Source organism: Aliivibrio sifiae (assembly GCF_002954705.1).
GTDB lineage: Bacteria > Pseudomonadota > Gammaproteobacteria > Enterobacterales > Vibrionaceae > Aliivibrio > Aliivibrio sifiae_A.
Genome location: NZ_MSCO01000001.1, coordinates 990,351 through 1,013,237 on the forward strand (window position 1 = coordinate 990,351; position 22,887 = coordinate 1,013,237).

Genomic DNA, 22,887 nt, shown 5'->3' on the forward strand with positions numbered 1-22,887 from the left:
GTATAATGGTATTAATGCCAATAATTGAGCATTATTAAAATAATCTAATTATTGGCATTAGTAGTAGAATCGCAATGTGCGATTATTTCGTAATAAAGCTTACTCTATCACTCTCTTAAAAGGAGGTAATGCATCTAAAAGCGCTTTGCCATAACGTTTGGTTATAACGCGGCGATCAAACAGCACAACTCTACCAGAATCTTCCTCTTTACGCAGTAATCGTCCAACGGATTGAATCAATTTTTTACTCGCTTCTGGAACGCTGATCTGCATAAATGGGTTGCCCCCTCGGCTTTCAATATATTCAGAATGCGCTTCCTCAACAGGAGAGGTTGGAACACCGAAGGGTATTTTTGTAATAATTAAATTGGTTAATAGATTTCCTGGTAAATCTAAGCCTTCAGAAAAACTGCCAGTACCAAATAAAATACTGACTTTGTTAGCTTCACATAATTTCTTATGTTTTTTAATTATTTCTTGGCGAGATTCTTGACCTTGAACCAATAGACTCCATCCTTGTTTTTTTGCTATTTTTTCTATACTTTCAGCAACTTTATTCATTTGCCAATAAGAAGAAAACAAAACCAAACTTGATGTTTTATCTGCTAGATATAAAGGCAATTCTTCGATTAGTAGATCAGTGAAACCAGGAGCAGAAGGTTCCATAGGTAATTTGGGGATCACTAGTTGTGCATTTTCTTGGTAATTAAATGGTGAGGCTAAAGAAAGAAAACGAACACCATCTTCAGGTTTCTCTGAAATACCTGCTTGTCGACAGAAGAAGGAGTAGCTATTTAAAGCTCGCATGGTTGCAGATACAATAACGGCGCCCGCTGCTCGACTCCATAGGTTTTGATCTAATTGCCAACCGACTTCAAGAGGAGATACATTAATTACAACGTCACTTTCTCTGTCTTTACTTTTTTCTAACCAACGAGCAAGGGGAGCTCCTTTGTCGTTATTAGGTTTTGCCATTAAGAACCAAACTTGAGCCAAATTTTCCAATCGTTGAAGATAGAACCCCATTTCTGCTAATGCCGGCTCAGCCATTCTTGGTGCAAGCTCTCCATCTTTCATTCGTTCAGAAATTAAATCACTAATTTTAGCTAAGGCTTGATTTGCTTTAGTTGAGAGCTCTTTTAAATCTTTAGCTTGTTCCGCAAGCCATGTTGGGATTTCACCATGTTCAAAGCGATAAATACCATCATCGTTAAATAAGGTGGGATCAAATTGCTTGCTTAGCTGATTCAAAGAGGGAATTAATTCTTGTAAGTTTTCATGGAGCGTATTTTGAAAACGATTAACGCGCTTTTGATCGGCAAGATTACAAAACTTACTTACGGATTTGTTTAGCGATTCTAACCAAGATGCGGTTCCTTTTAAATTTGCTGCGGCTGATGAGTGTTCTCGGGCTACATGAGGTAAATGGTGTGCTTCATCAAAAATATAAATCGTTTGTTCAGGTTCAGAGAGCACGACCCCGCCACCTAAGTCAATATCTGCCATAACTAAGCTATGATTAGCGATTACTACATCTGCTTTATCTAGATGTTCTCGTGCTTTTTGAAAGGGACAGTCACGATGCATTGGCAAGCCGTTATGACAGCTATATTTATCTGAAACAATCGATTGCCATATAGAAGAGGGGATGGTTGTTGGCCAACCGTCGCTATCGCCATCCCATTTCCCTTCAGAAAGCGCCTTATTCATCCTTCTCAAAAGTTCTAAATCTTTCTTTTTAGGTTTTTCTGTGAATAAGGCTGCTTGTTTATCTTCTTCGTGGTTCGTTTCAACTAATAAAGCCAGTTTATGGCTACAGCAATAACGCTGACGTCCTTTAGCAATAATAAAAGAGAAGGGTAGCGGTGAGATTCTGCGATAAAAAGGTAAGTCTTTATGTGCCAATTGTTCTTGGAGTGCAACTGTCGCGGTTGAAATTACTACTTTTTTATTATTCAACTTAGCGAAAGGGATTGCACTTAGCAGATAAGCTAAGGATTTACCAATTCCTGTTCCTGCTTCTGCCACAATCATGCGATGCGTCTCACTATATTCACCAGCAAGTGATTTAGCGATTTCTGCTACTAAATAGTTTTGTGCGCGGCGAGGTATAAAGCCGGGAAGTTGGTCTTGCAGTGTTTTATAGCTTTCGCGAATGCAATCAGTAACAGCTTTGTTCAACATGAATCGACTCAATCGAATAGAAAAAAACATTGTAGCATGCCAGCCTAAATGTGATCTCCTGCAAAAAATAGATTCTTGTGTAATAAATTAGAGACTTTCGTCACGAAACCAAGATATGAGAACAAAAAAAATATAAATGTTAAGGTTTGGGACGAGGTAAATAAATTTATTTTGCTCTTTTGAAGTGTTTTATTTTTTGGTGTGGTTAATCTGTAACTATTTATAGTGTTATATTCTTTTATGGTTGGAAATAAATATTTATAAATTGTGTTTTTTGAAATAGATAAAACCTTGATTGCGCTCCTTTTTGGGTTTTAAGTTGTTGTTATGTATTGATTTGTGTTTTTTTATTAGTCTTTAGGTTTTAATTTGACATAAGAAGAAAGATTTTGCAAAGTAGCTCTCGAATTCAAAAGCATTGATTAATCATACGGTTAGATGTGTTGGTCTATGCAGGATAAAATTATATAAAAACAGGGAACCGGAAAGCGGATTTCCAATCTTTCTAAGAAAAGGCAGTGGATTATTATGAAAAAGACTCTTTTAGCACTTGCAATCGCAAGTATCTCGACTTCAGCTTTTGCTGTTGATACAAGCAGCCAAAACAGTAAAAATGATGAAATGCTTGCATTTGATTCAATGCATAAAGATCAGTTTTCTGTTTCTGGTTCTGTAGGTGTTGGTGGTTATTACGATACAAAATCTAAAGCACTTTATGATGATTGGGCGACTGGTCTAACACTTGCTGTTAACTATCGTAATAACCGTATTGTTGGTTATTTCGAAACTGATTTTATGCTTAACTATTCAACTGACCCAAGCGCTAAAGCTGCTTCTTCGTCGGATAAGTATTCAGGTCCTGCTACAGATATTGATAAAGCATGGTTAGGTTTTGATACAGGTTTTGGTATTGCATCTTTCGGTTGGGAAAATGATACTGCACTTGATGCTGTAGATGGCGCTGGTGATAATACTTATGAGTTTGGTGCTTCTGCTGGTGATGCATCTGATGCCTTTAATGTAGTTAAATTCCAAGGTTCAACAAGTGGTTTTGCTTACGGTGTTTCTTACTTTGAAACTGGTGACAATCATGCTGCAGCTGATAAAGGTGTGAATGGTTACGTTGGTATTGAACAAGAAATCTTTAATGTATACGCTGGTTATGAAACTCGCGATGAAGCTGAATACGATGTAATGACTGTTACTGGTAATGTGAAGCTTGGCGCTGTTAAACTTGGTGCAAACTTTTGGATTGAAGATGGCGATGATAGTGATCTAACTGGTAAGAACCTAGGTAATAAAGAAAATACTGGTTATTACCTATCTGCTGGTTATGCACTAAGTGAAGATCTAACATTAGCAGCTGGTTATGCCGCTAATACCAAAGAAATTGCGAAAATCGAGACTGATTATTCTTACATGAACGTTGCTGCAATGTATACGCTTGCTCAAAACATGGATATGGGTATTGATATTCGTCAAGACCTTGAAGCCGGTGCGGCAGATGAAGAGACTTATGTATTCGCAGCAGGTTACTACTACTTCTAATGTGAATATATAACAATCAAAGCTGGCTTAATCGCTAGCTTTTTTTTGTTCTTTATTTAGGCTCGACATTTATTGGTTCTTTTTATGAAGTGAAAATTGGGAAGTAGGTCACAATTGATTTTTAGTCTTTCTTATGAATTTTGTATTGTTATCCTTAAAAATAGAAAAAATATAAGTAAAACATCAATTATTTTTAACCTTTTTTGTTCTCAGTTTTTATTTGTAAATAATAAGCTTTAGTATGGCTTTGTTTTTTTGTGGTTTATGTTTATTTTTATTTAATGTGTTTGTTTATCAAGTGGTTGTGATGTTTGATTCTTGGTTTTCTCTTTTTGTTTTTATGGTTTTTTATGTTTTTAGTGTTGATCTTCGTCACAAATAACCCCGCCCCTTGTAACTCGCTGTATTGCATCGCTTTATTAATTTTTACTTTTCTTGACTTTACGCGTTGACACCATGAGAAATATTTAGCAAAGTACTCTCCAGAAATCGAGATGCTAACAAGTTGCACATTAAGATGCTTCTGTAGCAATCCAGATATATAAAAAAGGGAACCGGAAAACGGATTTCCAAATCTTTCTAAGAAAAGGCAGTGGACTTATTATGAAAAAGACTCTTTTAGCGCTTGCAATCGCAAGTATCTCAGCATCAGCATTTGCTGTTGATACAAGCAGCCAAAACAGTAAAAACGAAGACATGTTTGCATTTGACTCAATGCACAAAGACCAATTTTCAGTATCTGGTTCTGTTGGCGTTGGTGGTTACTACGATACTGGTTCTAAAGCATTTTATGATGATTGGGCTACTGGTTTAACTCTTGCTGTTAACTACCGTAACAACCGTATTGTTGGTTATTTTGAAACTGACTTTATGTTGAACTACACAACAGACAGCAAAGAGAAATCAGCATCTTCTACTGAGAAGAATTCAAGTCCTGCTACTGACGTAGATAAAGCTTGGTTAGGTTTTGATACTGGTTTTGGTATCGCTTCTTACGGTTGGGAAAATGACACGGCATTAGATGCTGTAGATGGTGCTGGTGACTTTACATACGAGTTCGGTGCTTCTGCTGGCGATGCGTCTGATGCATTCAACGTAGTTAAATTCCAAGGCGCAACAAATGGCTTCGCTTACGGTGTTTCTTACTTCGAAACTGATGATGTTCATGTAGCTGCTGAAAAAGGCGTGAATGGTTACGTTGGTATCGAACAAGAAGCGTTCAATGTATATGCTGGTTACGAATTACGTGATGAAGCTACTCGTAAAGTAAGAGGTGATGTTAAAGTTGCTGATGCTGATTACCAAGTTATGACTGTAACAGGTAATGTTAAATTAGGTGAAGTAAAACTAGGCGCAAACTTCTGGATTGAAGATACAAGCGCTAAGAACCTAGATAAAACAAACACTGGTTACTACCTATCAGCAGGCTACGCAGTAACTGAAGACCTAACTCTAGCAGCTGGTTATGCAGCAAATACTGATGAAGTAACAGGTATGAAAGATCTAGATCAATCTTTCATGAACGTTGCAGCTATGTATACTATTGCTAAAAATATGGATATGGGTATTGATATTAAGCAAGAGCTTGATTCTGGCTACAATAATGTAGACGAAGAAACTCACGTATTCGCAGCTGGTTACTACTACTTCTAATCTCTTGATTTAAAGTAAACCAAATTATTAAGCCAGTCATTATGACTGGTTTTTTTTCGTCTGAATAAAAGACAGTTATCAGAGCAAGTTCTTAAACTTTTAGTGCTCCAAAAATTTTCTTTAAAAAAATGATCTTTTTTGTTGAAATAAAACCACAGTTTGATAATGTGTTTACAAGGTTAAAAACAAAATCAATTTGTTACTAAAGGTTTATAATTATGCGTATTCAAGGTCTGAACATTCATCATCACCATCATCCTGAGTAGTCTTTCGGGAGGATATGCATATCCGGGAAGGCAATTAGAATTTCCTTCCGATGAATACAATTTCAAACCCTCGGAAGGTAAAACTTCTGAGGGTTTTTTCGTTTTATGACCAAAATTAAGTAATAAATAGTTACCACAAAATTAGAATTACATTTTTACAAGGAAGAGATTATGTCAGCACAACGTTTACGCATCGCGATTCAAAAGAAAGGCCGTTTATCTAAAGAGTGCCAAGAACTATTTAAGCGCTGCGGCATGAAATTTAATATTTCAGGTGAGCGATTAGTGGTTCATTCTGAAAACATGCCAATTGATTTATTATTAGTTCGTGATGACGATATTCCAAGTTTAATCATGGATGGTGTGGTTGATTTAGGTGTGATTGGTGAAAATGAATTAGAAGAAGTGCGTTTAGAGCGTAAAGCATTAGGTGAGCCTTCAGCATTCACTACGCTACGTCGTTTAGATTTTGGTGGTTGTCGTCTATCTATCGCTATCGATAAAGATGAAACGTACAACGGCCCACAAGATCTCGCTGGTAAGCGTATTGCAACGACTTACCCTCGACTGCTTAAAAGCTATATGGACGAACAAGGCATTCCATTCTCTACCTGTATTCTGAACGGCTCTGTTGAAGTTGCTCCTCGCGCAGGTCTTTCTGATGCGATTGCTGATTTAGTTTCAACTGGCGCAACGCTAGAAGCCAATGGCTTAAAAGAAGCAGAAGTTATTTTCCGCTCTAAAGCAACGCTAATTCAACGTCAAGGTGAGTTCGATGCAGATAAAGCTGCGTTAATTGAAAAGCTACTGACACGCATGCAAGGCTGCATTCAGGCTAAAGAATCTAAATACATCATGCTACACGCACCAACAGATAAATTAGAAGCGATTAAATCACTACTTCCAGGAGCAGAAGATCCAACAGTACTTCCTCTATCAAGTGATGGTGCAAAAGTAGCGGTTCACCTAGTAAGTACCGAAAATCTATTCTGGGAAACAATGGAGCAGCTAAAAGCACTGGGTGCGAGTTCTATTCTTGTATTGCCAATTGAGAAGATGATGGAGTAACCATTATGAAAACTCTAGTTTGGCAATCACTCAGTGACTCACAACAAGATACCGTATTACAACGTCCTGCTATTAGCGAAGGCGCAAATATTACCGCAGCGGTAACTAGTGTGATTAATACCGTTAAACAAGACGGTGATGCTGGTGTATTAGCGTTGACTGAAAAGTTTGATGGTGTGAAACCAGAATCAATTCGTGTATCTAAATCAGAGATTGATGCCGCAAGTGAACGTTTATCTGAAGAGATGAAAGCGGCGCTACAACAAGCGTACAGTAATATCTCTAAGTTTCACAAAGCACAAAAGCCACAACCAATAAAAGTAGAAACTCAACCGGGCGTGGTGTGTGAACAAATCACCATGCCGATCAACAAAGTCGGTTTGTATATTCCAGGGGGCAGTGCGCCATTACCCTCAACGGTATTAATGTTAGGTATTCCGGCACAAATTGCAGGTTGTCAAAAAGTAGTGTTATGTTCGCCTCCACCTATTGCTGATGAAATTTTGTATGTCGCTAAATTGTGTAAGATTGACGAAGTATACAATATTGGCGGCGCTCAAGCGGTTGCCGCTATGGCGTATGGTACAAAATCGGTGTCTAAAGTCGATAAGATCTTTGGTCCTGGTAATGCATACGTAACTGAAGCCAAACGTCAGGTATCCAATGATTTTCGTGGTGCTGCGATAGATATGCCAGCTGGTCCATCTGAGGTTTTGGTTATTGCGGATGAGACAGCAGAGCCTGATTTCATTGCTGCGGATCTTCTAAGCCAAGCAGAACACGGTCCAGATTCTCAAGTGGTTCTTGTTACGCCATCGCCGATCATTGCAGATCAAGTAGCCGATGCAATCGATAAACAATTAAAAGAGTTATCTCGTTCTGATATTGCACGTAAAGCGCTAGGCTCCAGCTTGTTGATCATTGCAGAATCTCTTACTCAGTGCGTATCAATTTCAAACTTCTATGGTCCTGAGCACTTAATTGTTCAAACGAAAAATCCACGAGAGTTGCTGCCGTTATTAGACAATGCAGGCTCTATTTTCTTAGGTAATTACTCGCCAGAGTCTGCTGGGGATTACGCTTCAGGCACCAATCACGTATTACCAACCTATGGATATACAAAAACCTACTCAAGTTTAGGTTTGGCTGATTTTTCGAAGCGCATGACAGTGCAAGAATTAACAGCAGATGGTTTGAAAGGTTTAGCTCCGACAGTGGTGACAATGGCAGATGCAGAAGGGCTTGATGCTCACAAACGAGCGGTTACAATCAGAATTGAAAAGTTAGCTAAGTTAGAAGCTAATCAGCTAGATACGAATCAATAGGAATTCATGATGGAAAAGTTAGCCAGAAAACAAGTGCAAGCATTAACGCCTTATCTCTCAGCCCGCCGTATTGGCGGCACAGGGGATGTATGGTTAAACGCCAATGAATCTCCATTTGATAATGAGTATAACGTCAATTTTTCACGTCTAAATCGTTATAGTGAATGTCAGCCTCCTGAGCTAATTAATGCCTATGCAGCTTATGCAAAAGTAGCTCCAGAGCAAGTGCTAACTTCACGTGGTGCTGATGAAGGCATTGAGTTATTGGTTCGTGCATTTTGTGAACCAAATGAAGACGCTATTTTATATTGCCCACCAACCTATGGCATGTACTCAATCAGTGCAGAAACAATTGGTGTAGAGACTAAAACCGTACCATTAACGTCTGATTGGCAATTAAATCTCCCTGCAATAGAAGCAAGTTTAGATAATGTCAAAGTGGTGTTTGTTTGTAGCCCAAATAACCCAACAGGTAACATTGTTAATCGTAAAGATATCCTTTCATTACTTGAGATGACAAAAGATCGTGCCATTGTCGTGATGGATGAAGCTTATATCGATTTTTGTATGGAGAAGTCCACGGTCGATTTATTAGCGAATTATTCACACCTTGCAATTCTACGTACATTGTCAAAAGCATTTGCATTGGCAGGGTTACGTTGTGGTTTTACCCTTGCGAATGAAGAGTTAATTAACGTATTGCTTAAAGTAATTGCACCATATCCTGTGCCAGTTCCTGTGGCTGACATTGCAACTCAAGCTTTGTCTGAAGCCGGTTTAGCTCGCATGAAATATCAAATGCTTGATTTAAGTGCCAACCGTGCTTATTTACACGCTGGATTAATGGTATTGAATGGTGTCACTGTGCATGAGGGATGGGGTAACTATTTATTAGTTGAATTTCCTAATGGCGATGCCGTATTTAAAGCAGCATGGGATCACGGCATTATTTTACGTAACTCGCCGATTGAAAATTGTGTACGTATCAGTGTAGGTAACCGCGAAGAGTGTGAAAAAACATTAGGCTTTATTCGTAATCAATTAACTTAATACCAATCGTAGTAAATAACTGATCATCCTAGCTAGTTAAAATACTCGATAACTGCGTTAAAATTTTTGATTGTAGAATAACTACTTATCGAAAAATTTTGCCTTGTTCTCAAGCATTTTTCCTTCGCTATTACTGCTCATTTACTTACTGTGATTGGTATATTTTATCCCCAAGCTTAGGAATAAGGGCTTGGAGATATCAATAATAGAATTAGAAAAATTAAAAGGAAGTTCCTGTGAGCAAACAACAAAAGATTTTATTTATTGACCGTGATGGCACCTTAATTATTGAGCCGCCTGTTGATTTTCAAGTAGACCGTTTAGATAAACTAAAATTTGAACCTCTGGTTATTCCATCTCTGCTTTCTCTTCAAGATGCGGGTTACCGTTTAGTGATGGTGACAAACCAAGACGGTTTAGGTACAGATAGTTACCCACAAGCTGAGTTTGATGCACCACACAATATGATGATGGAGTTTTTTGAATCTCAAGGCGTGAAGTTTGATGATGTTCTTATCTGTCCTCACTTTGAAGAAGACAACTGCTCATGCCGCAAACCTAAATTGGGTATGGTAAAAGAGTATCTTCAAGGCGGAAAAGTCGATTTTCAACACTCAGTAGTGATTGGTGATCGTCAAACGGATCTTCAACTAGCTGAGAACATGGCAATCCGCGGTATTCAATACCATCCAGAAACAATGAATTGGCCTGCGATCTTAAAAGATCTGACCGTAAATGCCCGTACGGCAGAAGTGATCCGTACAACCAAAGAAACAGATATTAAAGTGTTTGTGAATTTGGATGAGCAGGGCGGAAATGAGATCACTACGGGTCTTGGTTTCTTTGATCACATGCTTGATCAAATTGCTACGCACGGCGGCTTCCAAATGAAGATCAATGTAGAGGGCGACTTACACATTGATGATCACCACACTATTGAAGATACCGCTCTAGCACTAGGTGAAGCGTTAAAAGAAGCCTTGGGTGATAAGCGTGGTATTGGTCGTTTTGGGTTTACCCTACCAATGGATGAGTGTTTAGCGCAATGTGCTCTGGATTTATCTGGCCGTCCATATCTGAAATTTGATGCTGAATTTAGCCGTGATCAAGTGGGTGACTTATCAACAGAGATGGTGGTTCACTTCTTCCGCTCGCTAACAGATACGCTTGCTTGTACCTTACACCTTTCTTCTGCTGGGCAGAATGATCACCACATTATTGAGAGCCTATTTAAAGCGTTTGGTCGTACTTTACGTCAAGCGATTAAAGTGGAAGGTAATGAACTGCCAAGCTCAAAAGGCGTATTGTAGGAGTGACTATGACAAATCAAAACGTCGTTATTATTGATACTGGTTGCTCCAACGTATCATCTGTGAGGTTTGCGATTGAGCGTTTAGGTTATACCGTTACGATAAGTAAAGATCCTCAAGTGGTATTAGCGGCAGATAAGCTGTTTTTACCAGGCGTTGGTACAGCAAGTGAAGCGATGAAAAACTTGGCTGAACGTGATCTTATCGAACTGGTTAAACAAGTTGAAAAACCACTACTAGGTATCTGTCTAGGAATGCAGCTACTTGGGAAACTTTCTGAAGAGAAAGGCCAAAAAGCGGATCAAATTGTGGATTGCTTAGGTTTGTGCAACGGCGAAGTTTGTAAGCTTCAAACCGGTGATTTACCACTGCCTCACATGGGCTGGAATACGATTAAGCCTGTCGATGGCAACCCGCTGTTTAAAGACATTCCAGAGAACAGTTACTTTTACTTTGTACACAGCTTTGGCATGCAAGTAGGTGATTACACCATTGCATCGTGTGACTATGGACAACCGTTTACCGCAGCGTTACAAGCGGGTAATTATTACGGTGTTCAGTTTCATCCAGAGCGCTCAAGTAAAGTGGGTTCAAAGCTTATTCAGAACTTTTTGGAGCTATAAGGGCAGGGACGAGGTGCGAGGTCGCTTCGCTTCGAGGTTTTAGGGCTCTTACTCGTCCCTCGGATCTAGCAATGAGCGAAGCGAATGTTCTCGATTCTGCTAATAAGGATATTTATGATCATTCCAGCATTAGATTTAATTGAAGGTCAAGTGGTTCGTCTTTTTCAAGGCGACTACGGGCAAGTAACAGAATACAAAGTTGATCCAGCAGAGCAGTTTAATCTGTATCACCAAGCAGGTGCAAATTGGCTACACCTTGTGGATTTAACGGGCGCAAAAGACACAACTGCGCGTCAACTAGACTTAATTGCTCGTTTATTAGCAAGTACCCCTGCCAATATTCAAATTGGTGGTGGCGTACGTAATGAAGCAGACGTACAAGATTTATTGAATGCAGGCGCACAACGTGTAGTTGTTGGTTCTACTGCGGTAAAACAGCCAGAGCTTGTGAAAGGGTGGATGGAAAAATACGGCGCAGAAAAAATCGTATTAGCGCTAGATATTAACATTGATGAAAACGGCACACGTAACGTAGCGATTTCAGGCTGGCAAGAAGACTCAGGCGTAACGATTGAAGCGCTGCTTGAAGATTACCTAACGGTTGGTTTGAAGCATGTTTTGTGCACTGATATCTCACGCGATGGCACGCTGCAAGGATCGAATGTAGAACTCTACGTAGATCTATGCAAACAATACCCACAAGTGCAATTCCAATCATCAGGTGGCATTGGTTCATTAGATGATATCGCCGCGCTGAAAGGCTCTGGTGTTGCAGGTGTGATTGTGGGCCGAGCATTGCTTGATGGCAAGTTCACCGCAGAGGAGGCATTCCAATGTTGGCAAAGCGAATAGTTCCTTGTCTTGATGTTAAAGATGGACAAGTGGTCAAGGGCGTTCAATTTCGTAATCATGAAATCATTGGTGATATCGTTCCGTTAGCACAGCGTTACGCTGAAGAGGGGGCCGATGAATTGGTATTTTATGACATTACCGCATCAAGTGATGGACGCGTAGTAGACAAAAGCTGGGTCGCACGCGTCGCTGAGGTGATTGATATTCCATTTTGTGTGGCCGGTGGAATTAAAACGGCAGAAGATGCTGCGAAGATTTTAGAATTTGGTGCAGACAAAGTATCAATTAATTCACCTGCATTAGCTAATCCAGAACTCATCACAGAACTTGCCGATAAATTTGGTGTTCAGTGCATCGTGGTTGGTATTGATTCATACTTCGATAAAGAAACGGGTAAATATCAAGTTTACCAATTTACTGGTGATGAAGAACACACCAAAGCAACCAAATGGGAAACCAAAGATTGGGTGCAAGAAGTTCAAAAGCGTGGGGCGGGTGAAATCGTATTAAACATGATGAACCAAGACGGTGTTCGTAGCGGTTACGATTTAGAACAATTAAAAATGGTACGTGAAGTGTGTCATGTTCCATTGATTGCGTCAGGTGGTGCCGGTGAAATGGTTCACTTTGCGGATGCTTATAAAAAAACAAACGTAGACGGTGCATTAGCGGCATCGGTATTTCACAAACAAATCATCAATATTGGTGAATTAAAAGACTATTTAGCCGAACAGGATGTAGAGGTACGCCGATGAGCCAACAAGAATTAGCAACACGTATTGATTGGGAGAAAGTGGACGGTTTAGTTCCTGCTATTATTCAAGATTTTGGTTCGAGCCAAGTATTGATGATGGGTTACATGAACCAAGAAGCTCTTGCGAAAACATTAGAAACAGAGAAAGTTACTTTTTTTTCTCGCACTAAAAATCGTTTATGGACTAAGGGTGAGGAATCAGGCAACAGTTTAAATCTGGTGAATGTTTCTTTAGATTGCGATAACGATACTTTGCTTATTAAAGTCAATCCTGTTGGACCAACTTGTCACACTGGAACAACCACCTGTTGGGACGGTGATAAAACTGAAGAAACACAATTGGTGTGGCTTCATCAGTTGGAACAGCTACTTGCCGAGCGTAAGAATGCTGATCCTGACTCATCTTACACAGCAAGTCTCTATGCCCGTGGCACCAAGCGTATTTCGCAAAAAGTTGGCGAAGAAGGCGTTGAAGTCGCGCTTGCAGCGACGTCGGGTGACAAGGCGGAGCTAGTGTGTGAATCAGCCGATTTGATGTATCACCTATTTGTTCTGCTTCAAGATCAAGGCCTATCGTTCGATGATGTGATTAATAAACTGAAAGAACGTCATAAATAAGCCTCTTTAATTACAAATAAGAACTCAACGCCGATCATCTGATCGGCGTTTTTATTGGAATTGAGATACCATCCTCGCTATACTCTGCGCTCAATTTTAGGAGCGCCAATGTTCGATATCCTTTATAAGAATTCAGATTTTCTTGTTATAAATAAGCACCCAAACATCAGTGTTCATAAAGACGATGGTGAAACCTCATTATTGATTGAACTCGCTAAAGTTACTGGTGATAAGCAGCTTTATTTAATCCATCGTTTAGACAAAATGACATCAGGCTTATTGTTGATTGGCCGAAACCAGTCTGCTGCCAGTGAATTATCACAGTTGTTTGCTAAGCGTTTAGTTGAGAAATACTACCTCGCTATTGGGGATAAAAAGCCTAAGAAAAAACAAGGTCTGGTTATTGGCGATATGGAACGTTCACGTAGAGCGTCATGGAAGCTCATTAACAGCAAAGAAAACCCTGCGATTACTCAGTTTTTCTCAACGGCGGCCTATAATGGTAATCGTTTATTTTTATGTAAACCACATACTGGGAAAACTCATCAAATTCGAGTTGCATTAAAAAGTGTCGGCTCGGGCATTTTAGGCGATTCAATTTACAGCTCATCTAAAGCAGATCGCGGTTACCTCCACGCTTATGCTTTACGTTTTACCTATCAAGACCAAGCATTTGAATTTGTTGAAGCACCAAAGCATGGTGAAGAGTGGCAAGATGAGACCATTCAAGCAGGATTATCGCAGTGGCAAACACCGTGGACATTAACTTGGCCAGAGATTAAGAAGAAATCATGAAGATAGAAGCATTAGATACCTTATTTACTCATTTAGAAACGCAATTAACTACCTCACAGAATGAGCTACGCCGTTTATTCCATGGTCGAGGTCAGTGTTTTGAAGGATTAGAACAACTCACTGTTGATTGGCTTCAAGGTCAAGATTCTCAAGAACAGGGCTCTCAAGGTCAATTGGTTGTAGCGCTATTTAAAGAGCAAGATCCTGCTTTTGTTGAAGCTCTAGAATCAAAGTTGAACGCGTTTACCGGTTCAGATACATGGAAAAACGCTAAAGGCGAAGCGATTTTATTGCAACATCGTTATCAAGAGCTAGCACCAACTCAAGTGGTGTGGGGCAGTGAAGAAACCTTCCCTGTTGCTGTAGAGAACGGATTAAAATATCAACTAGAACTGAAAAAGAATCAGAACATGGGGCTATTTTTAGATATGCGCTATGGTCGAAAATGGGTTCAAGCACACAGTGAAGGTAAATCGGTATTAAACCTATTTGCGTATACGTGTGGTTTTTCAGTTGCCGCTATTGCCGGTGGTGCGACTCAAGTTGTTAATTTAGATATGGCGAAAGGGCCGCTGAGCCGTGGTCGTGATAATCACCGTTTAAATGAGCATGATCTGTCTAAAGTTAAATTCTTGGGACATGATATATTTAAGTCGTGGGGTAAGATTAAGAAATTAGGCTTATACGATTTGATCATTATTGATCCGCCAAGTTTTCAAAAAGGCAGTTTTGCATTGACGAAAGATTACCAAAAGATCTTGCGTCGTTTACCTGATTTATTAAGTGAGACCGGCGAAGTGTTAGCTTGTGTGAATTCACCTGCAGTATCTACTGATTTCTTAATTGATGGTATGGCTGAAGAAGCGCCAGAGCTGAAGTTTGTAGAGCGTTTAGATAACCCGCCAGAGTTTGCTGATATTAATCCAGAAAGCGGCTTAAAAGTGATGCGCTTTACTCGCTAAGCTGAAGTTTTATATAAAAAAGCCCCCTTGCGATAAGGGGGTTTTTATTAATCATCAAACAGTAAAGTAATGGCAATTCCCATAAGAATAAGTCCAAAAATGGGTCCTAAAACACCCAAAGGAGCTCTCTCTATATAAGGGAGGTTTTCTGCTATCATTAATCCCCATTCTGATTCTGGTGGTTTTGCACCTAATCCAATAAAGCTCAAAGAGGTTAGGCTCAATGTAATTACGGGCAACTTTAATAGAGTATGCCTTAATAACGGAGGCAGGACATAAGGTAATAAGTAGAAGCGGAAAATCTTGAACTTATTTGTGCCCCAAGTAGGCGCTAAATGAGTATATGGTTGGGCTTTAGCTTCAGAAATTAAGCTTGAGCAATGTGCAGCCAGTGGTGCCCATGACACTAAAACAATAGCGATGAGTGCACTGTTCGCATTCATACCTGAAATACCTGCGACTAATAAACCAGCCACGATATACGGCACCCCTTTAGTGACTTCAATAAGTCCTTGAGTCCATCGCGTATTAAACCCCATTAAAATGCCAGTTAATAAGCTGAGAAATGTAGCTAAAATTCCAGCTTGAAACGTTGATATCATGCCCGCGCCTATTCGAGCTAATAAATCGCGACCTATACCATCTGCTCCCAATGGGATGTGTATGTTAGGGGAGGCTAAACGAGAAAATTGACTTGAGTAAGAGTCTCTAAATAGTGCCCAAACCGCAATCAGTAATAAAAATGATAAAATACTAAATGCGATCATTCGCTTTGGTGCACTTTTAGTCAATTGGAATGATGAATGACTACTAATTAATTTCCCACTTTTAACGCTATGGCCTAATATTAACTGCTGTAATAGAAGCCCAAAACTACTGATCATAATAGATAAAAACAGTAGTACTAATAAGCCGCCCTGAAGAATGGGTAGATCTTGTGCCTTTGCTGCACTAAGAATTAGCCGTCCAATTCCCGGAATCGAAAAAATTTGTTCTACTGCAACCGCTCCGCCGGTGATCCCTATGATAATCATTGAAATTTGAGGGATTAGACTACTGAGTGCTTTTTTAAGAGCAAAACGGGTTATTTGGTTTGTGTGTACATTCGCACTTAACCAAGTTGTTATCCAGGGTTCATTAAACACACGGAGTAGGCTGTCGTGTAATAAGCGGCTGAATAACCCACTTGCAGGTAAAGCAAGAGCTAAACTTGGTAACCAAATGTTTTGCCAACTTTGCCAACCATAAGGCGGGAACCAACCAAGCCAAATAGAAAAAAATAGAATCAGTAAAGAAGCAATAACATATTCAGGCAATGATATAAAAACAATGCTTAAAGAGTGGTGGTTGCTTTTTAGTGTTCCTTTTTTCCAATGGCTTAACAGCCTCATTAAAGCCATACTGCAAAGTATAAACGTCAACACTAATGCAGTAGACATTAAAAATAGAGAGGTAGATAGTGCCTGATGAATAGCAGAAGTTACGGAAGAACCGTCTATCCAAGAGACCCCTAAATCCCCTTTTATTAATCCGGAAAACCAATCAATTAACCGTTCAAATGCACTCCGATGAAGTTGGAGATCCGTTCGTACAGCTTGTAAAGATTCAGCCGTTAACAGCTGCTGTTGTCCAGAGCGTGCTCTTAAGATAGATTGACTTGGATCTATACCCGCAATTTCAGGTATTAAACCAACTAAAATCACTACCGCAGTAAGTGAGATTAGTCGGGATAACCATGGGGTTAATATAGATAATGCTGGACGTATTGTTGAAACAGAAAACATTTACTTTAATTAACCTGCGTTTGTTGGTTAATTAAACGACGTTCACTAGGATCTCGGATTACATTCATCACTCTCTTGCTTTCGCCTTGGATTACACGTTCATGTAATAAAGGAATAGCAGCAAAGTCGTTTAGTATTTTTTGTTCAGCATCAATAATGGCTTGCTGTCGTTTCGCCCCTAAAGATTGTAAATCGGCATGATAAAGCGCGCTATCAACGTCTTTTGAGCAGTAATGACCTAAGTTATATGAACCTTTACACCCAAAATCACTCATCATGTAAGCCACAGGGTCACCCGAATCAAGTACTGTTGCTCGAGAAAGAATAAAGGCATCAAATTTACCCGCTAAAGCATCATTTTCAATCTGAGCATACTCACGGATATCAAGCTTAACGTTAAAACCGACCGCTTCAAATTGCTGCTTTAAAAGTGCTGCGACTTCTGGAAGCTCGGCACGGTCAGTGAAAGTACCAATGACAATGGTTTCTCCGTTAGCTTTTAGGTTTTTATCTAAAAACGGTGCTTCTGGTCGAAGTGGTGCGGCCCAAGTCAGTGCTGGTCCAAATAAGCCTTGAGCGATATCTGCATGGTTTTCATAAACCATTTCAACTATTTGTTGTTTATTGATAGCTGCTGCTGCGGTTTTACGTAGTGCGATTTGGCTGAAAACTTTTGATTTGTTATTTAAGTAGAGTGTATTTGTTCTTGGCATCGCTACTTCATAAAGTAATTCAGAATCAATTGTGGCTATTTGTGATACAGGAACGGCTTCAACAATATCTGCGGTACCTGTTCGCAGAGCGGCAGCACGAGAGAAGCCGTTTGGAACATATTCAACATTAACAGTATCTATTTGCGCTTTCTCACCCCAATAACCATCAAATCGATGGAGTTTAGCACTTGTACTGCCATTAATGTTTACTAGTTCAAATGGGCCAGTTCCCATCCCAGTAGGAATGACTTGTCCATTTTCTTTATAAGCACCTGAAGCTAGAATCGCTAATTGAGGACTAGATAGACGGTTTGGTAAAAGTGGGTCGTTAAAAGTAGTACCAATCTCGACAGTAGAATCGTTTAGTGCTTTTATTTTTAAATCAATACCATCAAGAATACGAGGTTTAGGCGCAGCTTCTAATGCTTTTTGTAAAGAGTTAGTGACTGCAAATGCATCTAATGTTGAACCATCATGAAAAGTAACACCTTGTCGAACAGTAAAACGCCAAGTAAGAGGATCAACTTGTTCCCATGCTGTTGCTAGCATTGGTTCGGCGTTAGATTGCGCATTTAAGTTTACTAGAGTTTCTGCTGTACTCCATCGAGATAACTTGAACGCATCATCAGATAAAGGGGATAGACCAGTCCTTTGTGGTTGCATCATGGCAATGTTAATTTCTGATGTTGTATTTTCTTTATCAGCATCGACTTTAGCATCAAAACAGCCAGTCAAAGGTAGAGTCAATGCAAGCATGCAAGCATGCAAGCTAGCTTTATTGTATAGAGACGCATAATGATGTTTTATTCCAGTAGTTGTGTTGGTTGATTCGGTATGATTAGAGATTGAGCATTAATCAAGGCTTGAGTGGTGGGGTGGTTAGGCGCCGTCATTATTTGGTTAGATGGACCAAATTCAGCTACTTCTCCATGATCTAGGACTAAAATGTCATCACATAACGTTTGTGCTGCTTGCAGGTCATGTGTAATTAAAATAAGGCGCATATTTAAGCGTGATTTTAATGACATTAATAAATCAAGTATCTTTTGACGACTAACAGGATCGAGGCTGCTAGTTGGCTCATCAGCAATAAGAATTGATGGCTTAACGACTAATGCCCGAGCAATAGCAACTCGTTGTGCTTGACCTGTAGAAAGCTGTTGTGCGGTTAATGACAGCAGTTTCTTTGATAAGCCGACTTCTTTGAGGGTTTCTTTAATCCTTGCTGTATGATCACTTTCATCCTTAAGGTTTAAAAGAGGCTCATGCAAGATTTGATAAATAGTGTAGTAAGGATTTAAGCTTGTATGTGGTTCTTGTGGTATCAATTGCATTCGCTTAGATACACTGATTTGAGCTTTACGTGAGCTTATTGGCAAAGAATTCCCAAAGAGTGTGATATGGCCGCTCGTTGTTTTACGCAGTCCAAATAATAATTCAATTAAGGTTGATTTCCCTGCTCCTGAAGGACCAACAATGGCTAGGTTTTTATCTTTAATACATAAGTTTATATTATTAAGAGCTTTAAAGGGCTTACCTCCTAACCAACGAGGCAAAGAGTAGTGATGAACAGAGACGCTGTCGAATTGAATCGATGTGATTATTTTATTCATGTGATGAGCGCTTTTAATGAGCAACAAAAAGAATGAGAACTGGCGTTTAAAGCCTCTTTAGGTGGACCATACGCAACCATTTTTCCTTCATCGATGACAAGTAATTTGTCACAAGCAAGAGCACTTTGAAGATTATGAGTAATTAATATCCCTGCAAGCTGTTTTTCTTTAATATTCTCTCGAATTAACGTTAGGATCTCTTGTTCTGTTATGGGATCTAGGGCGCTCGTTGGCTCATCTGCGATTAAAACTTCAGCATTGCTTAGAAGGCCAATTGCGATACATATTCGTTGACGTTGACCTCCGGATAATTGACCTGGGTAGAGAGGGAGAATTGATTCAGGATCTGAAAATTCAAGTCTATTAAGAAGTTCTATAATCGTTTTTTGTGTGACTTTATTTAACTTCGTTTGAGAACTTGTTAATGCAAGACATAGCTGCCCTTCAACAGAGACTAAAGGATTAAGGGCTTGAAGAGCGTCTTGAAAGATAAAAGCAGGGCGTTGGGCTGCAGGCCTGTTTAGTAAAGGAATATTAGAAACGTCATAACCAGAAAGAGAAATATGACCTCTAACTTGAACAGTATCTGAAGTAAAACCGGCAATAGCGCGGGATAACATCGATTTACCTATACCAGAAGGCCCCATGATTGCTAATAATTCACCACGAGAGACGTCGAAAGTAATATCGTTAAATAATACTCTTGAAGAGGTTGATACACTTAATTGATTAACTGAAACTATAGGTAAATTCACACTAACTCATTTAATGATATGTTATAACATAACAATGGTATCATTTTGAAATAATAATGAAAAGTGTCGAAGAGTAACAATTGATTGATTTAACATTAAATCAACCAAAAGTAGGCCAGACAGTTCAATCTGGCGGAATTTAGTGATTAGACTCTGTATCGTATTTTTAAATTAAAGCATTTTTTGTTTTATTTGATAAATAAATGGGTATAAAAACATGATTCGGCCAAGGTAGAAAATGGTAAATGCTAGCCATAGACCATGATTTCCCCACCAGTTGACGGTGAATGTTTGTGTAATCAAAAATAATAATAGCGTGGCTAGACTAGAGTCTCTCACTGGGCGGGTTGTTCCTGTTCCAGTAAAAATGCCATAGATAGTTAAGCCAAATCCTGCAACGAGTGGAAAAACGATTAACCACGGTGTCATATTGTCATAAATAGTGATGAGTTCAACTTGATCGGTAAAGAGTAAAATAAGGCTATTTTTGAATAAGATGACCACCAGTGTAAGAGTAATTATAAGCCCAGTAGTCCATTGTGCGTTGAGTTTTACTACTTGGTTGAACATTGTTTTATCTTTTTGTCCGATGGATTTACCAGCGAATACACTTGAGGCATTAGCGATACCGTCAAACATATAGCTAATAATAAAAGTAACCTGCATTAAAATTGCGTTGGCTGCGAGTACGTCAGTACCAAGTTGTGAGCCTATACGAGCGATCATATTAAAGAAGACTAATATGCATATAGTACGTATTAATAAATCAGAATTAGATGAAATAATGACGGATAAATCTTGTTTACTGATCTTTGTGGATTGTAAAAATGCAGATACCGGGATTTTGCTTGTTTTTAGTACGATGGTTATTCCAATAATAAAGGTTGTGATTTGAGCAATTAAACTAGCGTAAGCGACGCCAGCGACCCCAAGGTCAAAGTAGAAAACAAAGATCACATCAAGAACGATATTTAATATGTTGCCGAAAACCTGCGTATAAAGAGTCTCTTTTGCTTTTGCCTGCCCCATTAACCATCCGATAATTGAATAGTTCATTAACACAAAAGGGGCGCCATAAATCAGAATACTAAAGTACAAATGAGCTTGTTCTGCAACAATAGGGTCTGGTGATATTACCCAAAGAGCCCCTTGCCAAATGAATGATTGGAAAATCATAAAGATAAGGCCGATAGATGCCGAAAGAATGAACGGTCTCATTAAGCTATTGATTAAACTCGACTGGCATCCTTTTCCTAAAGCTATTGCGCTTTGTCCTGTCGTACTGACACGAAAAAATCCGAATAGCCAATAGATGGTGTTCATGATAACCGTACCTATGGCTACACCTCCAATTAACTCAGCAATGCCCATTTGCCCAATAACAGCCGTATCAACAGCACCTAATAAAGGTTGAGTGACGGTTGATATAATGAATGGAAAGGCAATTTTAGAGTAATCTTTGTGTGTTATAGTCATGAAGTCTTGTTAGTGATAATCATTTTCATTAACGGTAACTTTTATTGTTAAGCTTGTCATTAAATATTTTAACAATAGGTGTTAGATCTTGTTATTTATGGAAAATATATAGGTAATGTTATTGATATGTACAAAGGGAGCGGTGGTAGTAAAGAAATTAAAGTCGCAACTTAAATGGCCAACATTTGAATAAATGTTAGGCCATTTTGTATTTGTATTACTCTTCTTCGGCTGGTTCACGATCTATGCAAGACTGCTCATTAACAAAAATATCATTCTGCTTTTGCCCTCGAGCGTTACGAATAAGGTAGCGATAAGCGACACCTTTCTTTAACACTGGGCGGATTTCTTTGCTTCCACAATAAGTAGTGATGCTTTTTTCAATGAGTTGGTTTGTGCTAACTTCACCGTTACCACTATCTAAAAATACCATCTCAACCACACCTTGTTTTTCTTTCACTTGGATTAAGGTAAGTTGTCCCATTTCAAGAGGGAGTGAACTTGCAAGGATACTCGCACGATAATCGGCAAGCATCTCTATTTCTTGTTGTTGTTCGTTAGAAGCACACCCTGAAAGAGCAAGTACGCTTAACGCAGTAATAATAAGTTTTTTCATTATAGTTCTTTATGGTTTTTGAGCTTATATTTACTATAAATTCATATCATTAATATTAAGCAGGAAGTACTTTTTTGAATGGTTTTACGATTACATTAGCGTAAACCCCTGCATCAATATATGGGTCATTGTTAGCCCATTTTTTTGCAGCATCCAAAGAATCAAATTCTGCAATAACTGTTGAGCCTGTAAATCCAGCATCTCCTGGGTTTTCAGAGTCAATTGCAGGCATTGGTCCTGCTACCAATAAACGACCTTCATTTTGTAGTTGAGTAAGGCGCTCTAGATGCTTTTCTCGAACACTTAAACGACGTTCTAAGCTATTTTCAACATCTTGAGAAAAAATTACGTACCACATAGTTGAATCCTTTTATTCTTTATCATCATTGATATAGCCATCATAAAAAAAGCCCTAGCGATAAACCAGAGCTTTTTAATAATTAATAAGAAAAATTGTAATAACTACGCAGTTTTAGGTATTGGTCGAGGTTTTCCTTTCGCATCAATCGCAACATAATTAAAAGTGGCATCACATACCATGAAGCGATCGCCGATACCGTGTTCTTTTACAGGCTTGATCCATACCTCAAGGTTTATTGTCATTGAAGTGCGACCAATTTTGACACATTCGCCATAACAACATACGACGTCGCCAACCTTAACCGGTTTTTTAAAGGTAATACTAGATACTGAAATGGTCACAATACGACCACCAGAAATTTCTTTGGCTAGAATACCACCAGCTAAATCCAGTTGTGACATGATCCATCCGCCAAAGATATCACCATTGGCGTTGGTGTCTGCTGGCATAGAAAGAGTACGTAAGAGGAGTTGGCCTTTAGGCGCTTGTCCAAGAGGTGATGGAGTTGTCAAATTGATTTCCAATACAACTAAAAATGAAATTATGCCGAGTTTATCACAA

Annotated in this window: 21 protein-coding genes and 1 other annotated feature; of the genes, 12 read left to right on the top strand and 9 right to left on the bottom strand. The window is 39.1% G+C overall.

Annotated features, from left to right (window positions below; translation table 11 throughout):
* Nucleotides 1-99: 99 nt before the first annotated feature.
* Nucleotides 100-2,184 carry an ATP-dependent DNA helicase DinG gene (gene dinG, locus BTO22_RS04505; RefSeq protein ID WP_105054457.1) on the bottom strand — a complete coding sequence of 695 codons (2,085 nt, stop codon included), beginning with the start codon at nucleotides 2,182-2,184 and terminating at the stop codon, nucleotides 100-102.
* Between the two features lie 528 nt (nucleotides 2,185-2,712).
* On the opposite strand from dinG, the gene BTO22_RS04510 reads away from it, so the two are divergent.
* The 12 genes from BTO22_RS04510 to BTO22_RS04565 all read left to right on the top strand — a co-directional run bounded on the left by BTO22_RS04510 (nucleotide 2,713) and on the right by BTO22_RS04565 (nucleotide 15,008).
* Entirely contained in the window at nucleotides 2,713-3,732 is a 1,020-nt protein-coding gene (locus BTO22_RS04510) for a porin (protein WP_105054458.1), read from the top strand.
* A 603-nt stretch (nucleotides 3,733-4,335) separates the two neighbouring features.
* Nucleotides 4,336-5,385, top strand: a complete 1,050-nt coding sequence (locus tag BTO22_RS04515) for a porin (protein ID WP_105054459.1) — start codon at nucleotides 4,336-4,338, stop codon at nucleotides 5,383-5,385.
* A 241-nt stretch (nucleotides 5,386-5,626) separates the two neighbouring features.
* Nucleotides 5,627-5,753, top strand: a sequence feature (His leader region).
* Between the two features lie 69 nt (nucleotides 5,754-5,822).
* Entirely contained in the window at nucleotides 5,823-6,719 is an 897-nt protein-coding gene (gene hisG, locus BTO22_RS04520; RefSeq protein WP_105054460.1) for an ATP phosphoribosyltransferase, read from the top strand.
* A gap of 5 nt (nucleotides 6,720-6,724) precedes the next feature.
* On the top strand, nucleotides 6,725-8,044 hold the full coding sequence (hisD, locus tag BTO22_RS04525) for a histidinol dehydrogenase (RefSeq protein ID WP_105054461.1): 1,320 nt from the start codon (nucleotides 6,725-6,727) through the stop codon (nucleotides 8,042-8,044).
* Between the two features lie 9 nt (nucleotides 8,045-8,053).
* Entirely contained in the window at nucleotides 8,054-9,094 is a 1,041-nt protein-coding gene (gene hisC / locus BTO22_RS04530) for a histidinol-phosphate transaminase (protein ID WP_105054462.1), read from the top strand.
* 236 nt (nucleotides 9,095-9,330) lie between these two features.
* On the top strand, nucleotides 9,331-10,404 hold the full coding sequence (hisB, locus tag BTO22_RS04535; protein ID WP_105054463.1) for a bifunctional histidinol-phosphatase/imidazoleglycerol-phosphate dehydratase HisB: 1,074 nt from the start codon (nucleotides 9,331-9,333) through the stop codon (nucleotides 10,402-10,404).
* A gap of 8 nt (nucleotides 10,405-10,412) precedes the next feature.
* Nucleotides 10,413-11,027: an imidazole glycerol phosphate synthase subunit HisH gene (gene hisH / locus BTO22_RS04540; RefSeq protein ID WP_105054464.1), complete on the top strand. Its 615-nt coding sequence runs from the start codon at nucleotides 10,413-10,415 to the stop codon at nucleotides 11,025-11,027.
* A gap of 114 nt (nucleotides 11,028-11,141) precedes the next feature.
* On the top strand, nucleotides 11,142-11,879 hold the full coding sequence (gene hisA, locus BTO22_RS04545; RefSeq protein WP_005418747.1) for a 1-(5-phosphoribosyl)-5-[(5-phosphoribosylamino)methylideneamino]imidazole-4-carboxamide isomerase: 738 nt from the start codon (nucleotides 11,142-11,144) through the stop codon (nucleotides 11,877-11,879).
* Nucleotides 11,861-12,634, top strand: a complete 774-nt coding sequence (hisF, locus tag BTO22_RS04550; protein WP_105054465.1) for an imidazole glycerol phosphate synthase subunit HisF — start codon at nucleotides 11,861-11,863, stop codon at nucleotides 12,632-12,634. The genes hisA and hisF overlap by 19 nt, the downstream gene beginning before the upstream one ends.
* Nucleotides 12,631-13,251: a bifunctional phosphoribosyl-AMP cyclohydrolase/phosphoribosyl-ATP diphosphatase HisIE gene (gene hisIE / locus BTO22_RS04555; RefSeq protein ID WP_105054466.1), complete on the top strand. Its 621-nt coding sequence runs from the start codon at nucleotides 12,631-12,633 to the stop codon at nucleotides 13,249-13,251. The genes hisF and hisIE overlap by 4 nt, the downstream gene beginning before the upstream one ends.
* A gap of 108 nt (nucleotides 13,252-13,359) precedes the next feature.
* Complete coding sequence (locus tag BTO22_RS04560) at nucleotides 13,360-14,046, top strand: TIGR01621 family pseudouridine synthase (RefSeq protein WP_105054467.1); 687 nt, start codon at nucleotides 13,360-13,362, stop codon at nucleotides 14,044-14,046.
* Nucleotides 14,043-15,008, top strand: coding sequence for a class I SAM-dependent methyltransferase (locus BTO22_RS04565; protein WP_105054468.1), 966 nt, complete (start codon nucleotides 14,043-14,045; stop codon nucleotides 15,006-15,008). The genes BTO22_RS04560 and BTO22_RS04565 overlap by 4 nt, the downstream gene beginning before the upstream one ends.
* A 47-nt stretch (nucleotides 15,009-15,055) precedes the next feature.
* Here BTO22_RS04565 and BTO22_RS04570 read toward each other — a convergent pair whose 3' ends face one another.
* The 8 genes from BTO22_RS04570 to yciA all read right to left on the bottom strand — a co-directional run bounded on the left by BTO22_RS04570 (nucleotide 15,056) and on the right by yciA (nucleotide 22,838).
* The gene (locus BTO22_RS04570) at nucleotides 15,056-16,792 is read right to left on the bottom strand and encodes an ABC transporter permease subunit (protein ID WP_105054469.1); all 1,737 of its coding nucleotides are present in this window, start codon (nucleotides 16,790-16,792) and stop codon (nucleotides 15,056-15,058) included.
* A 5-nt stretch (nucleotides 16,793-16,797) separates the two neighbouring features.
* A complete protein-coding gene (locus BTO22_RS04575) occupies nucleotides 16,798-18,261 on the bottom strand; it encodes an ABC transporter substrate-binding protein (protein ID WP_105054470.1) in 1,464 nt (487 codons plus the stop codon).
* 47 nt (nucleotides 18,262-18,308) lie between these two features.
* A complete protein-coding gene (locus tag BTO22_RS04580; RefSeq protein ID WP_105054471.1) occupies nucleotides 18,309-19,118 on the bottom strand; it encodes an ABC transporter ATP-binding protein in 810 nt (269 codons plus the stop codon).
* Nucleotides 19,115-19,873, bottom strand: a complete 759-nt coding sequence (locus tag BTO22_RS04585) for an ATP-binding cassette domain-containing protein (protein WP_105054472.1) — start codon at nucleotides 19,871-19,873, stop codon at nucleotides 19,115-19,117. Before BTO22_RS04585 ends, BTO22_RS04580 begins: the two co-directional genes overlap by 4 nt.
* 171 nt (nucleotides 19,874-20,044) lie before the next feature.
* Nucleotides 20,045-21,349: an MATE family efflux transporter gene (locus BTO22_RS04590; RefSeq protein WP_105054473.1), complete on the bottom strand. Its 1,305-nt coding sequence runs from the start codon at nucleotides 21,347-21,349 to the stop codon at nucleotides 20,045-20,047.
* 217 nt (nucleotides 21,350-21,566) lie between these two features.
* Complete coding sequence (locus BTO22_RS04595; RefSeq protein ID WP_105054474.1) at nucleotides 21,567-21,965, bottom strand: GspS/AspS pilotin family protein; 399 nt, start codon at nucleotides 21,963-21,965, stop codon at nucleotides 21,567-21,569.
* Between the two features lie 55 nt (nucleotides 21,966-22,020).
* On the bottom strand, nucleotides 22,021-22,323 hold the full coding sequence (locus tag BTO22_RS04600; protein ID WP_060990656.1) for a YciI family protein: 303 nt from the start codon (nucleotides 22,321-22,323) through the stop codon (nucleotides 22,021-22,023).
* Between the two features lie 104 nt (nucleotides 22,324-22,427).
* Nucleotides 22,428-22,838, bottom strand: a complete 411-nt coding sequence (gene yciA, locus BTO22_RS04605) for an acyl-CoA thioester hydrolase YciA (protein WP_105054475.1) — start codon at nucleotides 22,836-22,838, stop codon at nucleotides 22,428-22,430.
* Nucleotides 22,839-22,887: the final 49 nt, after the last annotated feature.

What these genes read in the sequence shown, in the direction of transcription:
- dinG (WP_105054457.1), bottom strand. Translation starts at nt 2,184, where the DNA reads ATGTTGAACAAAGCTGTTACTGATTGCATTCGCGAAAGCTATAAAACA.
- BTO22_RS04510 (WP_105054458.1), top strand. Translation starts at nt 2,713, where the DNA reads ATGAAAAAGACTCTTTTAGCACTTGCAATCGCAAGTATCTCGACTTCA.
- BTO22_RS04515 (WP_105054459.1), top strand. Translation starts at nt 4,336, where the DNA reads ATGAAAAAGACTCTTTTAGCGCTTGCAATCGCAAGTATCTCAGCATCA.
- hisG (WP_105054460.1), top strand. Translation starts at nt 5,823, where the DNA reads ATGTCAGCACAACGTTTACGCATCGCGATTCAAAAGAAAGGCCGTTTA.
- hisD (WP_105054461.1), top strand. Translation starts at nt 6,725, where the DNA reads ATGAAAACTCTAGTTTGGCAATCACTCAGTGACTCACAACAAGATACC.
- hisC (WP_105054462.1), top strand. Translation starts at nt 8,054, where the DNA reads ATGGAAAAGTTAGCCAGAAAACAAGTGCAAGCATTAACGCCTTATCTC.
- hisH (WP_105054464.1), top strand. Translation starts at nt 10,413, where the DNA reads ATGACAAATCAAAACGTCGTTATTATTGATACTGGTTGCTCCAACGTA.
- hisA (WP_005418747.1), top strand. Translation starts at nt 11,142, where the DNA reads ATGATCATTCCAGCATTAGATTTAATTGAAGGTCAAGTGGTTCGTCTT.
- hisF (WP_105054465.1), top strand. Translation starts at nt 11,861, where the DNA reads ATGTTGGCAAAGCGAATAGTTCCTTGTCTTGATGTTAAAGATGGACAA.
- hisIE (WP_105054466.1), top strand. Translation starts at nt 12,631, where the DNA reads ATGAGCCAACAAGAATTAGCAACACGTATTGATTGGGAGAAAGTGGAC.
- BTO22_RS04560 (WP_105054467.1), top strand. Translation starts at nt 13,360, where the DNA reads ATGTTCGATATCCTTTATAAGAATTCAGATTTTCTTGTTATAAATAAG.
- BTO22_RS04565 (WP_105054468.1), top strand. Translation starts at nt 14,043, where the DNA reads ATGAAGATAGAAGCATTAGATACCTTATTTACTCATTTAGAAACGCAA.
- BTO22_RS04570 (WP_105054469.1), bottom strand. Translation starts at nt 16,792, where the DNA reads ATGTTTTCTGTTTCAACAATACGTCCAGCATTATCTATATTAACCCCA.
- BTO22_RS04575 (WP_105054470.1), bottom strand. Translation starts at nt 18,261, where the DNA reads ATGCTTGCATTGACTCTACCTTTGACTGGCTGTTTTGATGCTAAAGTC.
- BTO22_RS04580 (WP_105054471.1), bottom strand. Translation starts at nt 19,118, where the DNA reads ATGAATAAAATAATCACATCGATTCAATTCGACAGCGTCTCTGTTCAT.
- BTO22_RS04590 (WP_105054473.1), bottom strand. Translation starts at nt 21,349, where the DNA reads ATGACTATAACACACAAAGATTACTCTAAAATTGCCTTTCCATTCATT.
- BTO22_RS04595 (WP_105054474.1), bottom strand. Translation starts at nt 21,965, where the DNA reads ATGAAAAAACTTATTATTACTGCGTTAAGCGTACTTGCTCTTTCAGGG.
- BTO22_RS04600 (WP_060990656.1), bottom strand. Translation starts at nt 22,323, where the DNA reads ATGTGGTACGTAATTTTTTCTCAAGATGTTGAAAATAGCTTAGAACGT.